This window comes from Paenibacillus sp. KN14-4R (genome assembly GCF_052180255.1).
In the GTDB taxonomy this organism is placed as follows: domain Bacteria; phylum Bacillota; class Bacilli; order Paenibacillales; family NBRC-103111; genus Paenibacillus_AM.
The window spans coordinates 2,306,117-2,324,451 of sequence record NZ_CP197466.1; the positions used below are offsets into that span (position 1 = coordinate 2,306,117).

The following is an 18,335-nucleotide window of genomic DNA, read 5'->3' on the forward strand; positions in this document are numbered from 1 at the left end:
CATGTCAATTCCCCGATCAATTATTCGATCATATAGCCGATTCCCCATACGGTTTTAATGTACTGTGGTGCGCTTGGATCTTTTTCAAGTTTTTCCCGAATTTTGCGGATGTGAACCATTACGGTGTTATTCGACTCATAGAAAGGCTCGTCCCAAACGGATTCGTAAATTTGTTCCATGCTCAGTACGTTCCCACGCTTTGAGGCTAATGTATATAAAATCGAAAATTCACGTGGCGTCAATTTGATTAGGTTGTTGTCGACAAACACTTTGTGTGTTGGCACATTAATAACAAGGTCATCGATCACAATTTCGTTATCGCTTCTGACTTCGTTCGCATTGAAATGTCTGTATCGACGCAGCTGAGATTTAACTCTTGCTAATATTTCCAGTGGACTAAATGGCTTAACGACATAATCATCCGCGCCAATACTCAAACCTGTTATTTTATCAATTTCTTGACCCTTAGCGGAAAGCATAATGATCGGCATTTGTTTTGCTTCCCGTATTTTTATACACGCTTGAATGCCATCCATACGAGGCATCATGACATCTAGTATGATCAAATCGACATGATTAGAATGTAAAAGTTCCAGTGCCTCTATGCCATCATTTGCGATTAATAAATCGTATCCTTCATTTTTAAGATAGATTTCGAGGAGATTCGTTATTTCCTTCTCATCATCAACCAAGAGAATGGTACTTCTATACATATATACCCTCCTTGTTCTTACACTTTCGTGCCTGCTGTAAGGTACTTGCTTATCTGATCATGATAATCAATAAGAGCTTTTGTTACAATAGCTGTAAAAGATAAAAACAGTATGGCCATCAACTCCATGAAGGAGTCAATGACTATACTGCTCTTCGCTTCCGCATTAAAGTTTAGTACCCGTTAGTCCCTCAACCGTCTCCTTAAGCATCATGAAGACATCACCATCCGTCAATTTCTTCGGATCTTCAATGAGTGCAATGGTGGGTTTGGTAAGGAGTCCTTTATTTAATAAATCTGTCTGGGCTGTCTCGAGAGTTGTTTCCATCCCCACGCATAATGCGATGGAATAACTTGCTTGCTGCAAAGTTAAAGCTTCTGTCGCAGGTTCTTTCACATTTTTAAGAGATTCAGGTGCAACTCCTTCAAAATGCTGTTTATACTTTCTCTGAATGGTGAGCAATTCATTTACTATCCGCTGAGGGTTCGAGGGCTTGTCTAGTTTAAATGCTTCGTTATTATAAGATCCCACCGCAATCCCCAGGTAAACGGCAGCTTTCAAGCCTTCATATTGCTTAAGTTTCATAAAGCTTTGCGTTTTAGGGGTATACGGTTTTAGATCCATACCTTGATCATTAAGGCGTTGTTGAAGCTCAGCGATCACAGTTTTGGATTCAGCCATTGTTCGGAAGCTAACTCCTTGTTCAATAGCCAGCTTGGCTGCTGCACCTGCAGCTTGTCCTTCTGCCATTCCATTCGGAATAACACGAGCGCTGCCATGAGCGAGTGTATCATAACTTGCGGATCTTCCCACGACTAGGATTCCGTCTAAGTTGTTTGGAACAATACTGCGGAAGGGCACTGCATATTTCGATGGGTGTACGACAACTGCTCCGTTATCCGTTGGTGACGTTCTTTGAATATCTGCCGGATAAGAACCAAAAGCGATACGATCCCATTGATCACGGTTTTCTAGTAAATCGATGACACTCAATCGGTACAAACCATTCATGTGACGAGTCTCACGAACATATAGTTCAGGCGCTACCCCGACTAATTCAGCATTCTTGAACTCGTCGAATTTTTTCAAAAATTTCACTACATTTGGAATTTCTTTTTTGGCAATATCCAATCCTTCTTTAACTGAATCTGGGTTCAAGCCATCAATTCCGAAGATTTGCAACGCATTAATCAGTATAGTTCCGTCTAACTGACGCCCAATATTCAAGCCACGCATTTTTGTACGCTCTTTATTCAAAGGTTCATAATCTTGCATTTCCTTCCCATAGCCCCATGCGGACATTTTACTGACACCCGCATTACTATCATTGCCACTTTTTAACCGTTTGGAAATCAGACTCCATGCTTTCTCATCGATGTTGTTTAAACGAAACACGGCGGTAACCGCCATGCGCGATTTTTCATCACCTAAATCTTCGCGTCCTATTGTAAATGAACCTCCCGCTTCAGCCGCTATATCTGCATCCTGTGTAGCATCAATAACTGTTTTCGCTAGCACTTTATGATTCGTACCGTCCGCTTTTGTAAAACTTAGTCCCTCTACCAGAGTACTGTTCTTTTCTTTCTTGATGATTGGCTCCACGTTCTTGGCCATCATATAAAGATCAATATTTTTCTCATTTTGAATTAAATCATAGAATGCATTCGCAGCAGTCGTTACATCGAAAGAATCACCTTCTATTTTTTTATACCATTCTGCAAAAATACCTTTGTTAAAATAGTCAGGCTGCTTACCAAGCTGCGAAGAACTTTTATCCCAATTCATATCAATACTGTTCAACCAACCAACTGTCATCAGTCCTCCTAAAACCGGCCGATTCCGACTATCAATTAGCAGTGTCTGAAGTCCATTACGTGCCGCGGAGATTGCTGCGGTTATTCCCTCTGGGTCGGTACCAACTACAATCAAGTCATAGTGATCTTTAAGCCGTTCAACAGAATGTACGGTATTCAGCTCAGGTTTCACAAGCCCTTTCACAGCTACAATTTCAGTACTTTTATCCCTCGTGAAGTAAGTAAATGTGGCGGTTCCAACTCCTAGCAGTACCATGAGCAGTACGGCTATTAAAAACACTTTGTTTCGTAACAAATTAATCACCTCATAGATGTATTGTCTTCCTAGTAGAAAAGTCCAATGCCTTTTTCCTACTGTACGAATAGAATAACCTACAGATGTTAATGCTTTTTTGAGGTGCGATTATGTATTGCTTAAATGATTCTTAAAAAAAATTAAGAACTTTTTGTCTTTTTCAATAGTGTGCGGCGACTAAAAGCACGGCAGTCTAGATTCTTAAAAGTTCTAGACTGCCATATCCGTCTATACCCCGTTAGTTTTCTTCTATCTTTAATATTTTAATCTAAGATTAATGTTATAAATAATACAATCTGTTATGATGGTTTTCGTTCTTTATCCATGTAATAAATTAAAGGAGACATCAAATCATGCTTGATCAAATTGACTATAACGGGTTTGAGTTAATTAATAATCTCTCTCAGACAATCTCTTTTCTGAACCCATTCATGAAATTCCTAGCAGGTAGTGCTGAATATTTATTTTATGCTGCAGTCATTATCTATTGGTTTACACGTACCGACAAAAATCGGAGAATGATATTTATCGCTCTCCTATCTGCAGCTATTGGATTAGGCATCAGTGTGTTATTGGGAGACTTTTTCTACCGTGACCGCCCATTTGTGGCCCACAATGTATTCCAACTTATTCCTCATGCGATTAATGCTTCTTTTCCAAGTGACCATGCTACCGCATCATTTGCTATTGCAATGTCGATTTGGTTATATCGTAGAAAAGAGGGCTGGGCATGGCTCGCTCTGGCTACAGCAATATCCTTTTCACGAGTTTGGGTAGGTGTACATTATCCTCTTGATGTTATCTCAGGAATGGTAAATGGAGTTTTATGTGCACTCCTTATTAATTATATTTTTTCTAAATGGTTGCCGGCGAAAAAACTCTTCGAACTTATTTTTAAAATTTATGACAAGATCGAACAATCGATATGGAAAAAGAAAAGCTAACATCATGTTAACAGGTACTTGCAGCTTCTTCACGGAAGCTGCTTTTTTTAATTGTATTTTTAACTACTACCCATGTAAGCCTCCTTCCAATCTAGCACTGGGACGATAGAAACCGACCGGAATTTGGATTAAGCTAGTTAGTCCACGCTCAGGCATTTTATAGATCTCGTCACTCAATCTAGCGTCATATCCGAGAAGCGGATGTCCTCCCATTCCGATCGCGGATGCCGCAAGGACCAACCGTTGCACGAGCATGCCTGCTTCCATCTGTTGAATTCGATATCCTCTATAACCTAGTTCATGAGTAAGATGATCCTTATCCCCTGCCACATGAAAGCAAAGCGGGACCTGTTCTAGGTTGACATTATCTGTAGACAAACCAAGCTGCAACCAGAACCGATGATCACCGGGTCGGATTCTTGCCAGTGAATGATTGAAACTATCGTACCGATAAGCACCATCGGGGATATCTTCGACGTTATGCAAACAGACATATAGAGATACGCGTGGTGCAGATCTTTCATGTGATCCGTCCAGATCATTGGTGTACAAAAAGGATGCCATCGCCTCTTGCAGCAATTCAGCCAAATGTTTTTGACTTACCTTGCCCATAACAAAATCACGATCCGGCGAATGTCGTTTACGACTGATCCAAGCCAAGTCATACGACAACCGCTGCACAGCTGGGAGATTTATTGTTTGGTATTCGCAATCAACAATATTCTTACCCCCGATTTGACTTGGAGAAGACTGCAGTGATTCGATCATGGATGCTTCATTCATTCGGATGAGCATTGGATACTCTCTGACCCGCTTAGACCGAACGTAGTGGTCAAGATGGATGGATGTAATTTCCTTAGACAATTCGGTGGCGGTGATCGTTTCTTCTACTTCTTCCTTATCGAAAAACCAGCTGGTTGTCGGTTCCAGCGACAGCGGGATGACCGCGTATACACTCTCTTCTTGTTCAGAAAGACCGAGCAGTTGGTTGATCGCACGATCCATAAACTGGAATATCACGCCGGTGGTGATACCGAACCGTTTAGCCACTTCTTGCAGCTGCCCGCTCATTACACCGGCATCCAGCCCTTGCAGACGATAGGAAAAATCATTGTATTTAAAAAAGTTTTTCCAAAACATCGTCGAAACGAATACAGCACCAAAGCAATCTGACAACTCACATTGATGACCAAGAGCCCGTGTCATATAGGAATCGAAATAACCTTCGCGAAGCAGCACCAGTCGGTGGTGGGCCGCATCATAATGATAAATACCCATAGGCAAATCTTCTATTTTCAGATACAAATAGCATTCACTTGGATACAACGCTCCTCCTGATGGAGCAAAACGCCGGTACATTTGAAGTACGCCTCTTGATGATTCATTCTGAAGGGAAGGAAAGACTACTTGAGACAATTGCGCGACCCCAAATACATACCAGAGAAAATGACCGATAAGTCGAAGATCCACTTTCTCAGGCGATTTCATATCATCAAGTGTTAGAGGAATTTCATGAGATAACGGCACCATCGGCAAGCCGCGATAGAGTTTATATGCAAGAGGTCCATCCTCCCAGTCCACCACCAAGTCAGGCGGTTTGGTTTTGTCAACGTCAAAGTGAAGATTATGCAAAAATAACTCGAGACTCATCATTCTCCTCCTCGCCTTATGGAAACGGATGCGGATCTGGGTTGAGCTGTTCAACCGTTAGTGGCTGGTTCGTATACCCCAGTTCCATCGGTACCCTGAGCACTCTTTCTAGCCCTGTCACGCGGGTAAAATGATGTCCGAATGTCATCGGAAGCATCCCCGGAATCAATATTTTTACACAATAGAGTCCATTTCGACTAAGTTCAGGAGCCGTCACATCCACCACGATCACATCCAGATTTATTCGGGTGAACGCTTGTAAAATATCCTTCAGATCATTCGTTAAATCAGAATGTCCCGCCTTCCGCTTGAACTGCTCCTCAAATGTCCGCAGCGGACGGCTTTCATCAAGTAAAAATTGCAAACGTTCTTCTGCTTGCGGCAACCCGTATAGCAAGGAGTGGTCTTCCATTTGGTGCAGTTGGGACGAATCGTGGAACATTCGGACTACATTTTCCCGATTCTCCTCCAGTTTCTTGTCAAGACTCAGCACCATACCAGATAATTCATGCATGGCACCTTTCACCGCACGGATCGGATCTGGATGCGCGCCGGCGGCACAAATAAGATTCACTCCCGATTGTCTTCTATTTTTCGCGATCCCCCATACACTTGGTATCCCATGTTCCATCGTTGCATTAAAGAAATATACGTCGAATCCCGCCACTGCCCGCATACGATCGATCATCAGCTGCAACTCTTGATCATGCGCGGATGAAAGATCAAGGCGCGGAAGCGGGAGCTTCGCATACCAGGTCATCAGAAATGAATCACGCTCCACCACTTCCAATAATCCGTAAAAAATCGCTTCCTCCAAACTTCCACCAAGCGCACACCCATTTGAAGATTCAAATACGAAGCGTGATTCAGAACCCATACCATAATAACCGAGCTGCTCAGGAACGAGAATCGGGCGTTCTTGGCCAAACGAATAACCCCAGACCCAATTGAACGGGTAGTCAGCGTCAAACGGCTTGAATGGATATCCTGGATTGGCATATTGTTCCTTCGTGTGTAACCCTAACAGAACGGGATCCAGGGCTTGATCTTTCAAATCGCGATAACTGCTGCGAACGACTGTCCGTTTACCTCGAGGAATCATACTGCTGTACCGCTCCATCCCCTCCAAAATGGCGGTCAACTCGCTCATAGCAAACGAGTGCGTCCGCCCCGCCGTGCCAACGTCTTCTTTGAACAGTGGCAAATTTACACTCGCGTCTGCAAACGGCGAAACGAGATCCGTCATTTTCCCATTCAAAATGCCTGTACGGTAATCCAGATAGTCGTGGATCAGATCTTCCTTCAAGCCATCCAATGATCGAGTACGGTAATTGTCTATGTTCTCTTTCGGTCTAGATTGCAGTAGAATTCTAGCTTTTTCCGAGGAATCGTCAGGCAAATGACTGCAAACCGGACATAACGAATCCGGTAGAAAGAAGTGGCGTGTGGTCTCCAACCTGTTTAAATTGATCAAAAATAAATGTCCGATCGTCTTCGCTAATCGGCCTTGTAGTACGATTCTTGTCTCTTCCGAAAGCAAATGAGCCATTTGCATAAGACCCGTACGGGACGCCCAGGCATCACTCGAAATTCCACCTTGTGTCGCCAGTTGTAGCTGCAGTTTCTGCATCTCCTGTCGATCGCTCATCGTCATCAAACGGCGTCTGTCGGCACACTGGGAACACCCCGGCGTTCCCGGTTGAACCAATGGGCCGATAACACCTTCACCAAAAGAAACAAAGCCTCGAAGCCAGGGGATGCCGGTTGGCTGAAGTATTTTCTCTGCTGTTTGATGGATATCAGGATGCCAGGCATCATGCAGTACCAAAATCAAGTCCGTTGCTTCCGGTACTCCACTCTCAAAATCGGTCTGGCGAATAACTTCATATTGGCTGCATAGTTCATCGTTTACACAGTCAGCCAGTACCCCTTCTCCAATAATCACGACGACTGCGCTCACCGGTTTTCCTCCTTTTGCAGTAGTACCCCGAACACACCTGCCAGTTCATCTTTAAGAAATGGTTCCACTGCTAGATCGAATACCAATGGCTGTACGTGGTTTTGTTTTAATACCTGCCAAGCAGACTGAATGGCTTCAGATGCATGACTCATAACGTCATAAGCTGGGATGCCTAATCTTATCGGCGCTTTTTCTTCCATGTTAATAGACGTTACCTTCAATACTTTTGCCTTGCTAATAGCCGACTGGTTTTGTGCCTGAAACAACGCCTGTTGCAATGCATCCCGCATCGATTGGGTAACATTCAGGCCAATACCACCAAACCAGCGATCGCCCATGCCGATCCATACGACTGGGAATCCGAATACTGCTTCCCCCAACCCGATCTTCGGCTCACCTTCCCTAGTAGTTAATGCCTTTAAATAAAATTGACATCGCTCATCTTCTATTGTAGACAACAGTACCGGAACAACAGAGGGGAGTTGAGTATGCAGTCGCTTGAGCAGTTCATCGTTCAAACTCTGATGCAATCCTCTGCAGACGCCTTCTGCTACCGTTTCTCCAGCCCCTACACCGACAAATTCCTTTTGATCTACCGCCTTACCCCCTGTTCCTTGTTCGGTAAGAAGCTTTTGAACGATTGGATCGGTTATACGCGACACATACGTTTCTATCCCTACAAGCCCTGCTTCCCGTCGTGCCACCTCATGCGTCATATCCACACATACTAGCTCTGACAGCACTTTGGCCGGTCCCTCAGAGAGCGGGTCAACAACCTGAATACGACACTGAGCAAGAGGGATCTGTATCAGATCCCCTTCATCCCAAATATGGAAGATCCCTGTTTGCTGCGACGTTAGACCACTAAAAAAAGTAAGCAATCCATCCTCCCTTTTGCTTGAGCTTTGTAAGAATTTCAGCTCTATATTTGGCATCTTCGTAACTTCAGCACGTTCAGTAACAAGCGGATGCGGAACAAACGGGTGCCATTTACCCTCCAATGTCTCCAGATCAAACAGGAATATCTGATGTTTCTGTTCCGATTCCGTCACTCCGGTAATCTTCTTGAAACTCTCGAACACGATCACATTCGCCAACATCGCTTCTGCGGTTGAAGATGAAACCTCTGTGTGGGAATGGTTGTAAACCACAGATTGATGAACACGACGCCATGCCGACTCCCAACATCCTTCAAAATCAGGATGCACAATCGGACCCGCCATGCCAACCTGCTGAAAACAGACGGCTGGCAGAAACATTTTCTGCTTTTCCCTGCACGCCTGATGAAGGAGTCGTAGTGTTTCTAGCTCGTTTTCCTGCGACACATACAATATATAATCAAAAGGTTTCACTACCTCTGACAAAGAAAATGCGTCCACATTTGGCAGAAAAACTTCCTCTAACGTCACTTCTGAATCCGTTTTGCGAGCATGTTCTTCGAGCTCCGACAACCGTTGTCTGTTTGTATGTTCTGCATCCGTAATCAGCATGTTGATCTTAGGCAGTCCCGATTCTAGCAACGCGGAAATGAGCGAAACAAAAAACGGTCCCGAACCTACCGCCAACACTTTTGTTTGCCTGTAACACTGAAATCGATATGCGCCCGAATTGCAGAAATGATCCAAAAATTCAATTTGAGAAGCATATTTCGTCAGAATCGATTCCTGTAACTGATGCGCAGTATCTTGGCTCACATCCCGTACGAAACCATTGCGGTATAACGTTTCGGCGATGTCGAATATCTGGTTACGATATGGCGTCGGTAACCCGTCAGTCAATTCCATAAGGGAATGTTCCCCATCGAACAAGGGCAGCAGTTTTTCAATCCATTGGTCAATTCCTTCCCCTTCCATGCGGAACGAGCTTGTATTGTTTCGGAAGTACACGTCTCCTTTAGGATCGGTGTTATAAAAAGTATCCCGTTTTACTTTTAAGCGCATAGTTACGTTCATATTTGACATTCGATTCCTCCTCCGTTCTAAGATCGCAAGTCTTTATTAGGTAATTTTATGTACGGCTATTTGTCCTTCATGTCTGGCAGGCAAAAGAAAATCCCCAACAACCAATAAGGCGCTGGGGATTTCCTTTCATAGCATAAAAACCTCACATATTCATCACCCTTAACGACAATGATGGCAGGTTTGGCAGTTATGGCAATTCATACAGTTATGGCAGTTTTGACAGTTATGGCAATTATGGCAGTTAAAGCAATTATGACAGTGGAAGCAGTTGAAGAAGCAATTGACACAAAAGAAGCAAAGCCTAGCATCTTGTGGGTTCTGAGCTGTCAGAGAAGCTAACTCCCCTGCTTGAAATGAGCTAACATTTAAGTTTTGTAGATCTTTCTTGAAATCGTCCATTTTGACAACCTCCGAATTAGTAATGATAATGCACTATCCTTGGTAATAACGCCTACTCCATGACAGAGTATGATCCGGGATAGGCACTGGTTACTAATTTCTACACTAATTTTTTTGTTATCGCTTGGGGTGATTATAAAAAAAGGACATTCAAACCGATTTTGGTCTGAATGTCCATTTTATTAAGATTCAAAAATACTTTGTCCGATATATTCGCCTTCACGCAGTCCCCTTGGGCATGCAAACAGTGCACTGGCTACATGAGACGTATACGCATTGAGTTTATCTTGATTTTGCATCAACCGCAGCATAGGTATAAGCTGCTGGTCCGGATTCTTTTGAAAGCTGAGGAACAATAGACCCGCATCCACATGACCTGTACGTGGATCGACACCTTCTGTGTAAGAATATGCTCTGCGGTGAATTTGCTGTTTGGACTCCTTCGCTAATCGAACGTGTGCATCCGCTGGCATTTTGGATATATCAGGTGTATCGAACTCATTCTTTGCCCCATACGGAGCACCTGACTCCTTGGATCGTCCGAATGTGTCCTCCTGATCGGAATACGCTGATCGGTCCCATACCTCTAGCAGCATTCGAATCTTGCGATAGGCCAGATATGTGCCGCCTTTTAACCAACTCGGTTCACCTTCATCTGCCCATACGACATCATCGTAGCCCTGTGTATGCTGATGAAGCTTATTGGCCGTTCCGTCTTTGAAACCAAACAAATTCCGTGGTGTCTGATTTCCAACCCCACTGGTGAAGCCTTCCTGCATCCATTTCAACGTAGCTACACCTGTCGATAACCGAATGAAATTACGAACTGCGTGAAAAGCAACTTGCTGATCATCCGCACACACTTGCACGCAGACATCCCCACCAGATATCGATAAATCAAGTTTCTCACGCGGCATACGTGGAATATCCTTCAAGTAACGAGGCGCCTTAGCGGCAATACCGAACCGATCTTTGCCTCCATCATTGAAAAATGAAGGTCCAAATCCGAATGTAACCGTCAACTTAGAAGCAGGAAGATCCATCGTTTCACCAGTATCACTCGGAGGTACTAACGGATTACCCCCCGACTTCATATTCCCACCTGCGGTACTCAAATCGCAGAACTTCGTCCAATCACGGAATAGTCGAATCACGTCTGCTCGCTCCGACGCGATTATGCGAAAGCTTGCTATATACATATAAGTCTGTTGTGGGGTAATAATGCCTGCTTGGTGTTTGCCATACATCGCAATCCGATCACCTTTAGTTTGATTGGATTCTTTGACTTCTTCAGAGGGGCTTGCCATCCCCATGAATACACCCATTCCAGCTGCACCCATCGCGATTCCGGTACCCGTAACTGCGGTTAATTTTAAGAAATCCCTGCGGGATAGTTCTGTTTTTTTAGACTTTGATTCCATTATTCTCACTCTCCTGCCGATCTAGAGGATGCTTGCCGTCTGATTCATCAGGTTAGACAGTTGGCTGAGCTGATCGCTGATCTGACGAATTTGTTCCGTAGTCAATTGGTCATATGTGATGTATTGTCCATTTTTTTGATATTGAAGGAGTATCTGTTCCATAGCCAAGAACTGTTTATCCAGTTGCGTGCCAAGATCCGGATTCTTCTCATTCAGCGCAGGAATAATGGCCAGATAGACTGTCTTCGAGCCATTCACATTCGCTGCGAGATCGACTAGATCCGTACGCGAGTACAACTCTTCTTCACCAGTAATCTTGGATGTTGCCGCTTCGTTAAGCAGTTCCATCGCACCAGCAACCATCGCTTTTGGCTCCAACTGCAAGGATTTCACTTGCTTTTGCAATTCTTCGGTATCTTTAACGAGCTGATCTGCATACTTGCCTTGACCCTCAAGCGACTTATCTACCCAGAGAGCTTTCTCAATACGATGGTACCCCGTCCAATCTTTTACGTTCTCTACATCAGCTTCACGTGCATCAATCTTCGGATCAAGTTCACCGAAACTCTCAGCGATCGGCTCAATTGTTTCAAAGTAAACACGTGCCTTCGTGTATTCCAGCTTTGCCTGTTCGATATTGCCTGATTTAACAGCTGCAGCGAATACCTTTGTCTGGGCAACGAACAGATCCGCCTGCTCATCAACGAAGGCTTTATAATTCGCTACTGCTTTTGTTAACAACTCAGATGTATTCCCCGTCGTTTCCTTCGCATTCTTCAGCTTCAACAGTGCCTCCTGCAAACGACTAGCCGTAACCTTCAGGACATCGAAATCTACCTTATCATAAGCGGAAGCGGAAAAGATCGGCATTTCATATTTCTCTACATCCGTATATTCTAACGGGAATACTTGTCGCACAGTATTCTCATACGAGAGCCAGATGTCATTAATCGACTTCCCGAGAAGCTTCACCTGCGCCGCATCTTGATTCTTAATCGCTTCCTCCAACTTCTTAGCTTCTGCTTGCATTTTGTCGGTACCTTGTTGGATCACATTCTTATTATCCAATGGTGCCTGACCCGGTGTCTCAGTTACCTTCTGATCGGCAACTGGTTTATTAGCTGCACTCCCACAGCCGCTTAGAAGCAATATACTTGCAAGTGAAACTGACATGATCGTTGTTAATCCTTTTACCATTGTAATTCCCCCATTAATTGGCATCTGACGCCGAATTGATTGTCTTGATCGGATTGCGTTTCCTTAACTTCTGCTTGAATAATACGATGAGCGCAGCCAATACGAAGATTAACTGCGGTAGCGTGCTGTACCATGATGGGTATAGACTAACTGACACATACTCAGGTAAGTAATCCTGTACGCGCGCAGGCAGTACCCCTGCCATCTGTAAACTATGAATACCCGAACCCATAAACTTAAAACATAAATAGAACACGATGAGACTAGACACTAAGAACACCGGACGAATCGGAAGACGTGTACCGACTTTAATCATCAGTACCGCACACAATCCAAGAATACCGAATCCGACAACGATGCCAATCGTAAGCTCACCACCAGGCATTTTGCCTACCATCCCTATTAGGAAAATAACGGTCTCCATGCCCTCTCGTACGATTGCAAAAAAAGCAAGAAGTGCAAGAGAGATCATTTTCCCACTCGATAAGGCTTGAGTGCTCTTCGCTTCGATGAATCGGTTCCAGCGTTTCACGTCTGCGTTCCTATGCAACCAGTAACTGACATACAACAATAAGCAGCTTGCTAGTACACCTGTCCATCCATTAATCAGTGAATTATTCCTTCCAAATGTACCCGATGTTAATAGAAAGGCTACAATAAATCCGATCACGATGCATGCAATTATCCCGATTGCACTTCCCCCAATTATCCATCGCTGTGCCGGTTTCGAGCTTGCTTTCTTCGCATACATCAAGAGTGTGCCTACAACGAGCAATCCCTCCAACCCTTCGCGTAGTGGAATTAATGCCGCATCCCACCAAGAATATTGCGCATCAGCTAAGGGGGTAAGCGAAGTAATCATCCGTTCAATGATGGGTGCGACCTGTGATCTCTGATCAGGATTAGTCAAGTAAGCGTCAATTAAGACCAAGTCACGCTCGGCGTTGTTATACACAGTCTGTGACTTGGATACGATATCACCTTCGACAGTTAACCACTGCTGCTGCAATTGTTTCACTTCTGCTTGTGCTTGACTCCACTTCTGCTGTTCGATCAGGTTGTCCACTTGTCGAAGATTCATAATATACGTGCTCAAGGTCATTTTCGTCTTTCCATCGTTACCTATATAAGCACCGTCCCGATAATTAATAAGCGAGAATTGAAGCGTTCCTGCAAGTGCTATAACCTCTTCATTCTTCTTATTCAAAAGCGCCAGTGAAATCCCGGCAATCTGCCGATCTATTTCTAGTGCCATATCGAGCGTGGTCATCTTAACCCCGTTCTTATTCGTGTTCCACCACTTCTTAAGTAAGCCAAAATCTTGAACGCCCTGCTCCATATTGCCTTCTTCCATATGTTTCTTTAATGCTTCAGTCTGAGCAATTGCGTTATTGATCTCATCACCGGGAGAATATGTACTCGCATATGAAATTGTGCTAGACGCAAAAAAAGAGCTTACCATCAAAAAAAACACACACATCGCCATGAGGAGTGTGCTTGTGTTCCTCCAGACTGTGCGTCTATTCATTGATCCATCCCCATCCTCTTTATAATTGAAAATGATTCTCATTATTATCAAACTTAGTATAGTTTCTTTTTTTCAGGCTGTCAATCCATGTGTGTTACTCGATTCACTCAATGATGAAACCATTTTGCGAATAAAAATAAGCTCACACCCGCTTAGCTTTACTAGAAGCTAAACGAACATAAGCTGCAAGTTCAAGATGTCACCTGTGTATCTATACGGATAATCCATTAAGGAGAGTCTGTATATTTAACGACCGGCCATTTCTGTTTGCGCAGCGCTTCTAACAATTCTGGTCCGACGTTTAGATTATCTCGTACGAGTTCTCTTGGAGTAAGTGCCATCCATTGGTTTAACGACACATCTTGGAAACGGTCGCTCTTGAACATCTCTAGAAACCACAACGTTTGGTTACCGGTATTCTGAATATAGTGACCATAGGCAAAAGGCACATAACCCACATCACCTGCCCTATAATCAAATGTGCGAGCCGCACCACTCCCTCCAAATACCGTCATCCGCCCCTGTCCTGCCAGATAATACTGCCACTCGTCGTTGTTTGGATGCCAATGAAGTTCTCTCATTGCACCTGGTTCAATCTCAACTAGCGCAGCAGCAATCGTTTTGGAAATAGGAAAGTTAGTGGAATCCACGATTCTTACGCTGCCACCAGGTGTACGGATTGGTGTTTGTGCTAGCAGCTGATGCTTGAAACTTAGCGGAATGGTCCCATAAGGAGATTGGATTTCCTGACTTTCAAGCGAACCGGGCACAATATCTTGATAAATGTAAACCTGCTTCGAAGGTATGCAGCTAAAAGCACTCTCAGGTACACCAAAATTAGCAGACAGCACTTCTTTGGGAGTATGCGCGAACCAATCTGAAATGGATAACGTACTCAGGTCGGAAAAATGTCCATCATCGAAAACGAGTAAAAATTCGCAGCCATCCTCCAACCCTTGAATGGAATGTGGAATTCCTGCAGGAAAATACCAGAGATCACCCTGACCGACGTCAGCAATGAAGTTTCTCCCCTGCTGGTCTACGGACGTAATTCGTGCTCGCCCATATAGCATATAAGCCCATTCTGCTTGCTGATGCCAGTGGAGTTCCCGTACCCCACCTGGTGTCAAACGCATATTAACACCCGCAAGTGTTGTTGCAATTGGCAGTTCCCTTACGGTGATTTCACGGGACCATCCTCCGTGATTTAATTGCATATGGGTGTCCGAAAACGAAAATCTCATGTTTGGGATCAAACCAGCATCCGTTACTGGAGGAACAAACATGTTGACGTTTTCTATATCACGCATAATGTCTCGTGGGCCTAAATCCGTTGCTCCGGCACCATCGCTTCTTATGGGCTGCGGAACATTTGTGTGGGCAGATTGAGTCCTGTGTTTATTTTCCATGCGACATGCACCTCTCCATTTAATTGTCACTCGTAGAATTCTATATGAACATTTAAGTAATTTATGACATACGATCCTTTCGTATAACTTACATGGATATCCGCCCATTAGACGATGAACGAATAAGCATAACCCATAACTACAATAAAAAGGAGCTGCTTTATAGCAAGCTCCCTTACTCTGTCTCTACCGGAAGTTTTCTATGTACTCATTCAAAAAAGCATCTAGCGTGCGTGGCTCTCTACCGAGCAAGCGTTTTACAGTGTCCGTTGGCCTTTCCGGCACAACCGAAGCCATAGCTTGGATCTCCACAACGTGGTTCGCTATCCAAGATGGCATCTGCCCATGTTCGATTAGATTGCGGTAAAGCGCTTGGGGTTCCATGTTGATGTAGCGTATCGACCGATTCAGCAAGGCAGATAGTTTACTTGCGATCTGGGGATAATTGAAAATCTCCGAACCCGTAAGCGTATATATATGCCCGGATACCTCGCGATTGGTCAGAACCTCAGCAGCAACATCTGCGATATCGCGACAGTCAATGAAATTACAAGGTGATTCACCCATGGATCCGAAGAAAACATCTTGCGTTGTGATCGTTGGTGCATGATGTTGTAAGTTTTGCATAAACGCATAGGGACGCAACACCGTGTGGGTGACACCCGATTCAGATAGGGTTTTCTCAATTTCGCGATGCCAGCCTGCCACTGCTACAGGAGAACTCTCCTCAAAGGCCGGACTGGATATTTTTACGATGTGCTCAATCCCAGCTTCGACAGCAATCTGAATAATCGAAGTCTCCCATTCAATTTGTCTTGGACTGTTGGACATTGCAAGAAAGAGTTGGCTAGCTCCTGTAAAAGCACGACGCAGCGATTCAGGGTCGGAAGCATTAGCCGATGCGACCTCGATAATCGACCGGTCTAAATCGCTTATCTGATTACGCAACTTCTCAGGCTCTCTGCTCAGCGCCCGTACAGGTTCGCCAAGATCAACCAAACGTTTCAAAAGTGCACTTCCAATTGTACCTGTTGCTCCAATAATAACGATCATGTTCTATCTTCTCCTTTTGGATGAAAAATGTGTTGTGACGGCAAGACGCCACCGCCATGTTACGATCGTGCTTGCGATCAAACCTGATAAGGGGAAATCGATCCAGACACGATCGACCCAAGCCCAGTGATTATTCGGATTCATCATGTTCAATAAACCAGATGCCGCCCATGCAGCGAATAGGCCAAACATGACCCCCGCCAACGTGAATATCCCAACCACAACGAGGTGTGGTGCGCCGATGATCCACCTTTGATCGCACCCTCGGCTCCGCAACCAAATGCCTAGAATCAAAGCTACCAAAGCCGATACCCCGCCGATTGTAGTTAATGCCCCAATTTGAAGTCCCTTGTCGGCAGTGATTAATCCCCCGATACCTGCCATAATGGCAGGAGCAGCATAAGCCATTACAACTTCACGCCACAGAACAAAAGTCTTTGCTTTGGAATCAGTAGTTTTGGAAAATTTCATTTTGCTCATTTCGTTACTCCTTTCTTTGCTTAAATCGTTCAGCAGTTGCTTGTAATAAAATTTAATTAGGAAGCTAACTATATGGGAGTAAAAATGGGCTAGCTTCACTAGCCCGTTCTACTCGTTACTGCTATTTTTCTTTGGTTCACCTTGTTCGTCCGTAAGTGCTGAAATACCTTGTGTAACCCGGCCAAGCAGATCGAGAAATATACTGCGCTCCTCGATATTGAGTAAGCCCACCATGGCTTCCAGTCGAGCGAAATGCTCAGGAGCCATTTCACGGAGCTTCTTCGCTCCTTCCTCCGTCAAGATGACCGATTTCTGACGGCCATCATCTGAGTTAAATCTCCTAGATACTAGGCCATCTCGTTCAAGAGTGTCGATAAGACCAGTCACTGTAGCACGTGTAACGCCTAGATGCTCCGCTAATTGCGAAGGCAGCTCTTCTCCTTCATTATCTTCAAGATCTGCCAGTAACCGATATCGCCCTGTTGACAGCCCAAATCTGGAAAAATGAATCTCTGCGGCATGACCCAGCTTAGCTCCCGCTGCCATCAGCCTAGAAGCGACGAGTATAGCCTGTGCGTCTATATCTAGGTTATAGCGATCAATCTGTCGTTTGGATTGTAAAAGAGAAGGAATAGCATCCATGTCACTTATTGCTTTATTATTGTTGTTCATGAATATAGTATGGCTCCTTATTACTTTTGTGTCAACACAATTTTTACCAAAGCTTTATTCAAGGTGCCATCAGTAAGAAATATAAAAGCACTAAAATCCCTAGTACAATGCGGTAGTAGCCAAAAGCTTTAAAGTCATGCTTCTTAATATAGCCCATCAGGAATTTGATTGCCAGAATCGATACAACAAAAGAAACGATCATTCCTGTTAGTAGGATTGCTAGTTCTTCCCCCGTAAAGTTAAAACCAAATTTAAGAAGTTTTAGTAAGCTGGCTCCAAACATAACAGGAATGGCTAAGAAAAAGGTAGACTCTGCTGCTACGACTCGGGATGTCCCGATCAGGATCGCTCCGATTATCGTAGCACCTGAACGTGATGTACCTGGTATAAGAGCTAAAACTTGAAATATACCAATCAAGAATGCCATTTTATATGTCAGTTGAGTAAAATGATTTACAACAGGTTGTCTATTTTTATTTCGACTTTCCACAATAATGAACAAAACACCATATATGATGAGAGTGATCGCAACCGTCACATAATTATAAAATACTTTTTCAATATCATCGTCAAATAGTAAACCAATGACACCCGCTGGAACGCAGGCAACGAATACCTTGAACCATAGCGTAAAAGTTTCATTCTTCTCGATCCTCGTCTTTCGAGGCGAAATTGGATTAAGTTTATGAAAATATAAAATGACAACGGCCATAATAGCACCAAGCTGTACCACAACCAGGAACATTTCCTTAAAGGCAGTAGACACATTCATCTGGATAAACTCATCCACTAACATCATATGCCCTGTGCTGCTAATCGGCAGCCATTCCGTAATCCCT

General features: G+C 44.1%; 15 protein-coding genes. 2 read left to right on the plus strand and 13 right to left on the minus strand.

Annotated features, from left to right (window positions below):
* Positions 1-20: 20 nt before the first annotated feature.
* Both ACSBOP_RS10915 and ACSBOP_RS10920 read right to left on the minus strand, forming a co-directional pair.
* Positions 21-713, minus strand: coding sequence for a response regulator transcription factor (locus tag ACSBOP_RS10915; protein WP_442600565.1), 693 nt, complete (start codon positions 711-713; stop codon positions 21-23).
* A gap of 165 nt (positions 714-878) precedes the next feature.
* Complete coding sequence (locus ACSBOP_RS10920) at positions 879-2,822, minus strand: FAD-dependent oxidoreductase (protein WP_442600566.1); 1,944 nt, start codon at positions 2,820-2,822, stop codon at positions 879-881.
* A gap of 353 nt (positions 2,823-3,175) precedes the next feature.
* Here ACSBOP_RS10920 and ACSBOP_RS10925 point away from each other — a divergent pair, with 353 nt between their 5' ends.
* On the plus strand, positions 3,176-3,766 hold the full coding sequence (locus ACSBOP_RS10925; protein WP_442600567.1) for an undecaprenyl-diphosphatase: 591 nt from the start codon (positions 3,176-3,178) through the stop codon (positions 3,764-3,766).
* A 66-nt stretch (positions 3,767-3,832) separates the two neighbouring features.
* Here the strand turns inward: ACSBOP_RS10925 and ACSBOP_RS10930 are convergent, their stop codons facing one another.
* From ACSBOP_RS10930 to ACSBOP_RS10940, 3 genes are read right to left on the minus strand one after another with little or no spacing between them, the layout of a single operon-like run.
* Positions 3,833-5,416 (minus strand): SagB/ThcOx family dehydrogenase, encoded by a 1,584-nt coding sequence (locus tag ACSBOP_RS10930; RefSeq protein WP_442600568.1) that lies wholly within the window; start codon positions 5,414-5,416, stop codon positions 3,833-3,835.
* A gap of 16 nt (positions 5,417-5,432) precedes the next feature.
* The gene (locus ACSBOP_RS10935) at positions 5,433-7,376 is read right to left on the minus strand and encodes a TOMM precursor leader peptide-binding protein (protein ID WP_442600569.1); all 1,944 of its coding nucleotides are present in this window, start codon (positions 7,374-7,376) and stop codon (positions 5,433-5,435) included.
* The gene (locus ACSBOP_RS10940; protein ID WP_442600570.1) at positions 7,373-9,337 is read right to left on the minus strand and encodes a putative thiazole-containing bacteriocin maturation protein; all 1,965 of its coding nucleotides are present in this window, start codon (positions 9,335-9,337) and stop codon (positions 7,373-7,375) included. Before ACSBOP_RS10940 ends, ACSBOP_RS10935 begins: the two co-directional genes overlap by 4 nt.
* Positions 9,338-9,526: 189 nt before the next feature.
* On the opposite strand from ACSBOP_RS10940, the gene ACSBOP_RS10945 reads away from it, so the two are divergent.
* The gene (locus tag ACSBOP_RS10945; protein WP_442600571.1) at positions 9,527-9,676 is read left to right on the plus strand and encodes a hypothetical protein; all 150 of its coding nucleotides are present in this window, start codon (positions 9,527-9,529) and stop codon (positions 9,674-9,676) included.
* 242 nt (positions 9,677-9,918) lie between these two features.
* Here the strand turns inward: ACSBOP_RS10945 and efeB are convergent, their stop codons facing one another.
* The 8 genes from efeB to ACSBOP_RS10985 all read right to left on the minus strand — a co-directional run bounded on the left by efeB (position 9,919) and on the right by ACSBOP_RS10985 (position 18,295).
* The gene (efeB, locus tag ACSBOP_RS10950; RefSeq protein ID WP_442600572.1) at positions 9,919-11,157 is read right to left on the minus strand and encodes an iron uptake transporter deferrochelatase/peroxidase subunit; all 1,239 of its coding nucleotides are present in this window, start codon (positions 11,155-11,157) and stop codon (positions 9,919-9,921) included.
* A gap of 21 nt (positions 11,158-11,178) precedes the next feature.
* Entirely contained in the window at positions 11,179-12,354 is a 1,176-nt protein-coding gene (efeO, locus tag ACSBOP_RS10955) for an iron uptake system protein EfeO (RefSeq protein ID WP_442600573.1), read from the minus strand.
* 13 nt (positions 12,355-12,367) lie between these two features.
* The gene (locus tag ACSBOP_RS10960; protein WP_442600574.1) at positions 12,368-13,882 is read right to left on the minus strand and encodes an FTR1 family iron permease; all 1,515 of its coding nucleotides are present in this window, start codon (positions 13,880-13,882) and stop codon (positions 12,368-12,370) included.
* A 227-nt stretch (positions 13,883-14,109) separates the two neighbouring features.
* Positions 14,110-15,291 (minus strand): oxalate decarboxylase family bicupin, encoded by a 1,182-nt coding sequence (locus ACSBOP_RS10965; protein ID WP_442600575.1) that lies wholly within the window; start codon positions 15,289-15,291, stop codon positions 14,110-14,112.
* A 186-nt stretch (positions 15,292-15,477) separates the two neighbouring features.
* Complete coding sequence (locus ACSBOP_RS10970) at positions 15,478-16,344, minus strand: SDR family oxidoreductase (RefSeq protein ID WP_442600576.1); 867 nt, start codon at positions 16,342-16,344, stop codon at positions 15,478-15,480.
* A 3-nt stretch (positions 16,345-16,347) separates the two neighbouring features.
* Positions 16,348-16,824, minus strand: a complete 477-nt coding sequence (locus tag ACSBOP_RS10975) for a hypothetical protein (protein ID WP_442600577.1) — start codon at positions 16,822-16,824, stop codon at positions 16,348-16,350.
* A gap of 108 nt (positions 16,825-16,932) precedes the next feature.
* A complete protein-coding gene (locus ACSBOP_RS10980) occupies positions 16,933-17,496 on the minus strand; it encodes a MarR family winged helix-turn-helix transcriptional regulator (RefSeq protein WP_442600578.1) in 564 nt (187 codons plus the stop codon).
* Positions 17,497-17,554: 58 nt separating this feature from the next.
* Entirely contained in the window at positions 17,555-18,295 is a 741-nt protein-coding gene (locus tag ACSBOP_RS10985) for an undecaprenyl-diphosphate phosphatase (RefSeq protein WP_442600579.1), read from the minus strand.
* Positions 18,296-18,335: the final 40 nt, after the last annotated feature.

What these genes read in the sequence shown, in the direction of transcription:
- ACSBOP_RS10915 (WP_442600565.1), bottom strand. Translation starts at nt 713, where the DNA reads ATGTATAGAAGTACCATTCTCTTGGTTGATGATGAGAAGGAAATAACG.
- ACSBOP_RS10925 (WP_442600567.1), top strand. Translation starts at nt 3,176, where the DNA reads ATGCTTGATCAAATTGACTATAACGGGTTTGAGTTAATTAATAATCTC.
- ACSBOP_RS10930 (WP_442600568.1), bottom strand. Translation starts at nt 5,416, where the DNA reads ATGAGTCTCGAGTTATTTTTGCATAATCTTCACTTTGACGTTGACAAA.
- ACSBOP_RS10940 (WP_442600570.1), bottom strand. Translation starts at nt 9,337, where the DNA reads ATGTCAAATATGAACGTAACTATGCGCTTAAAAGTAAAACGGGATACT.
- ACSBOP_RS10945 (WP_442600571.1), top strand. Translation starts at nt 9,527, where the DNA reads ATGGCAATTCATACAGTTATGGCAGTTTTGACAGTTATGGCAATTATG.
- efeB (WP_442600572.1), bottom strand. Translation starts at nt 11,157, where the DNA reads ATGGAATCAAAGTCTAAAAAAACAGAACTATCCCGCAGGGATTTCTTA.
- efeO (WP_442600573.1), bottom strand. Translation starts at nt 12,354, where the DNA reads ATGGTAAAAGGATTAACAACGATCATGTCAGTTTCACTTGCAAGTATA.
- ACSBOP_RS10960 (WP_442600574.1), bottom strand. Translation starts at nt 13,882, where the DNA reads ATGAATAGACGCACAGTCTGGAGGAACACAAGCACACTCCTCATGGCG.
- ACSBOP_RS10965 (WP_442600575.1), bottom strand. Translation starts at nt 15,291, where the DNA reads ATGGAAAATAAACACAGGACTCAATCTGCCCACACAAATGTTCCGCAG.
- ACSBOP_RS10970 (WP_442600576.1), bottom strand. Translation starts at nt 16,344, where the DNA reads ATGATCGTTATTATTGGAGCAACAGGTACAATTGGAAGTGCACTTTTG.
- ACSBOP_RS10975 (WP_442600577.1), bottom strand. Translation starts at nt 16,824, where the DNA reads ATGAGCAAAATGAAATTTTCCAAAACTACTGATTCCAAAGCAAAGACT.
- ACSBOP_RS10980 (WP_442600578.1), bottom strand. Translation starts at nt 17,496, where the DNA reads ATGAACAACAATAATAAAGCAATAAGTGACATGGATGCTATTCCTTCT.
- ACSBOP_RS10985 (WP_442600579.1), bottom strand. Translation starts at nt 18,295, where the DNA reads ATGATGTTAGTGGATGAGTTTATCCAGATGAATGTGTCTACTGCCTTT.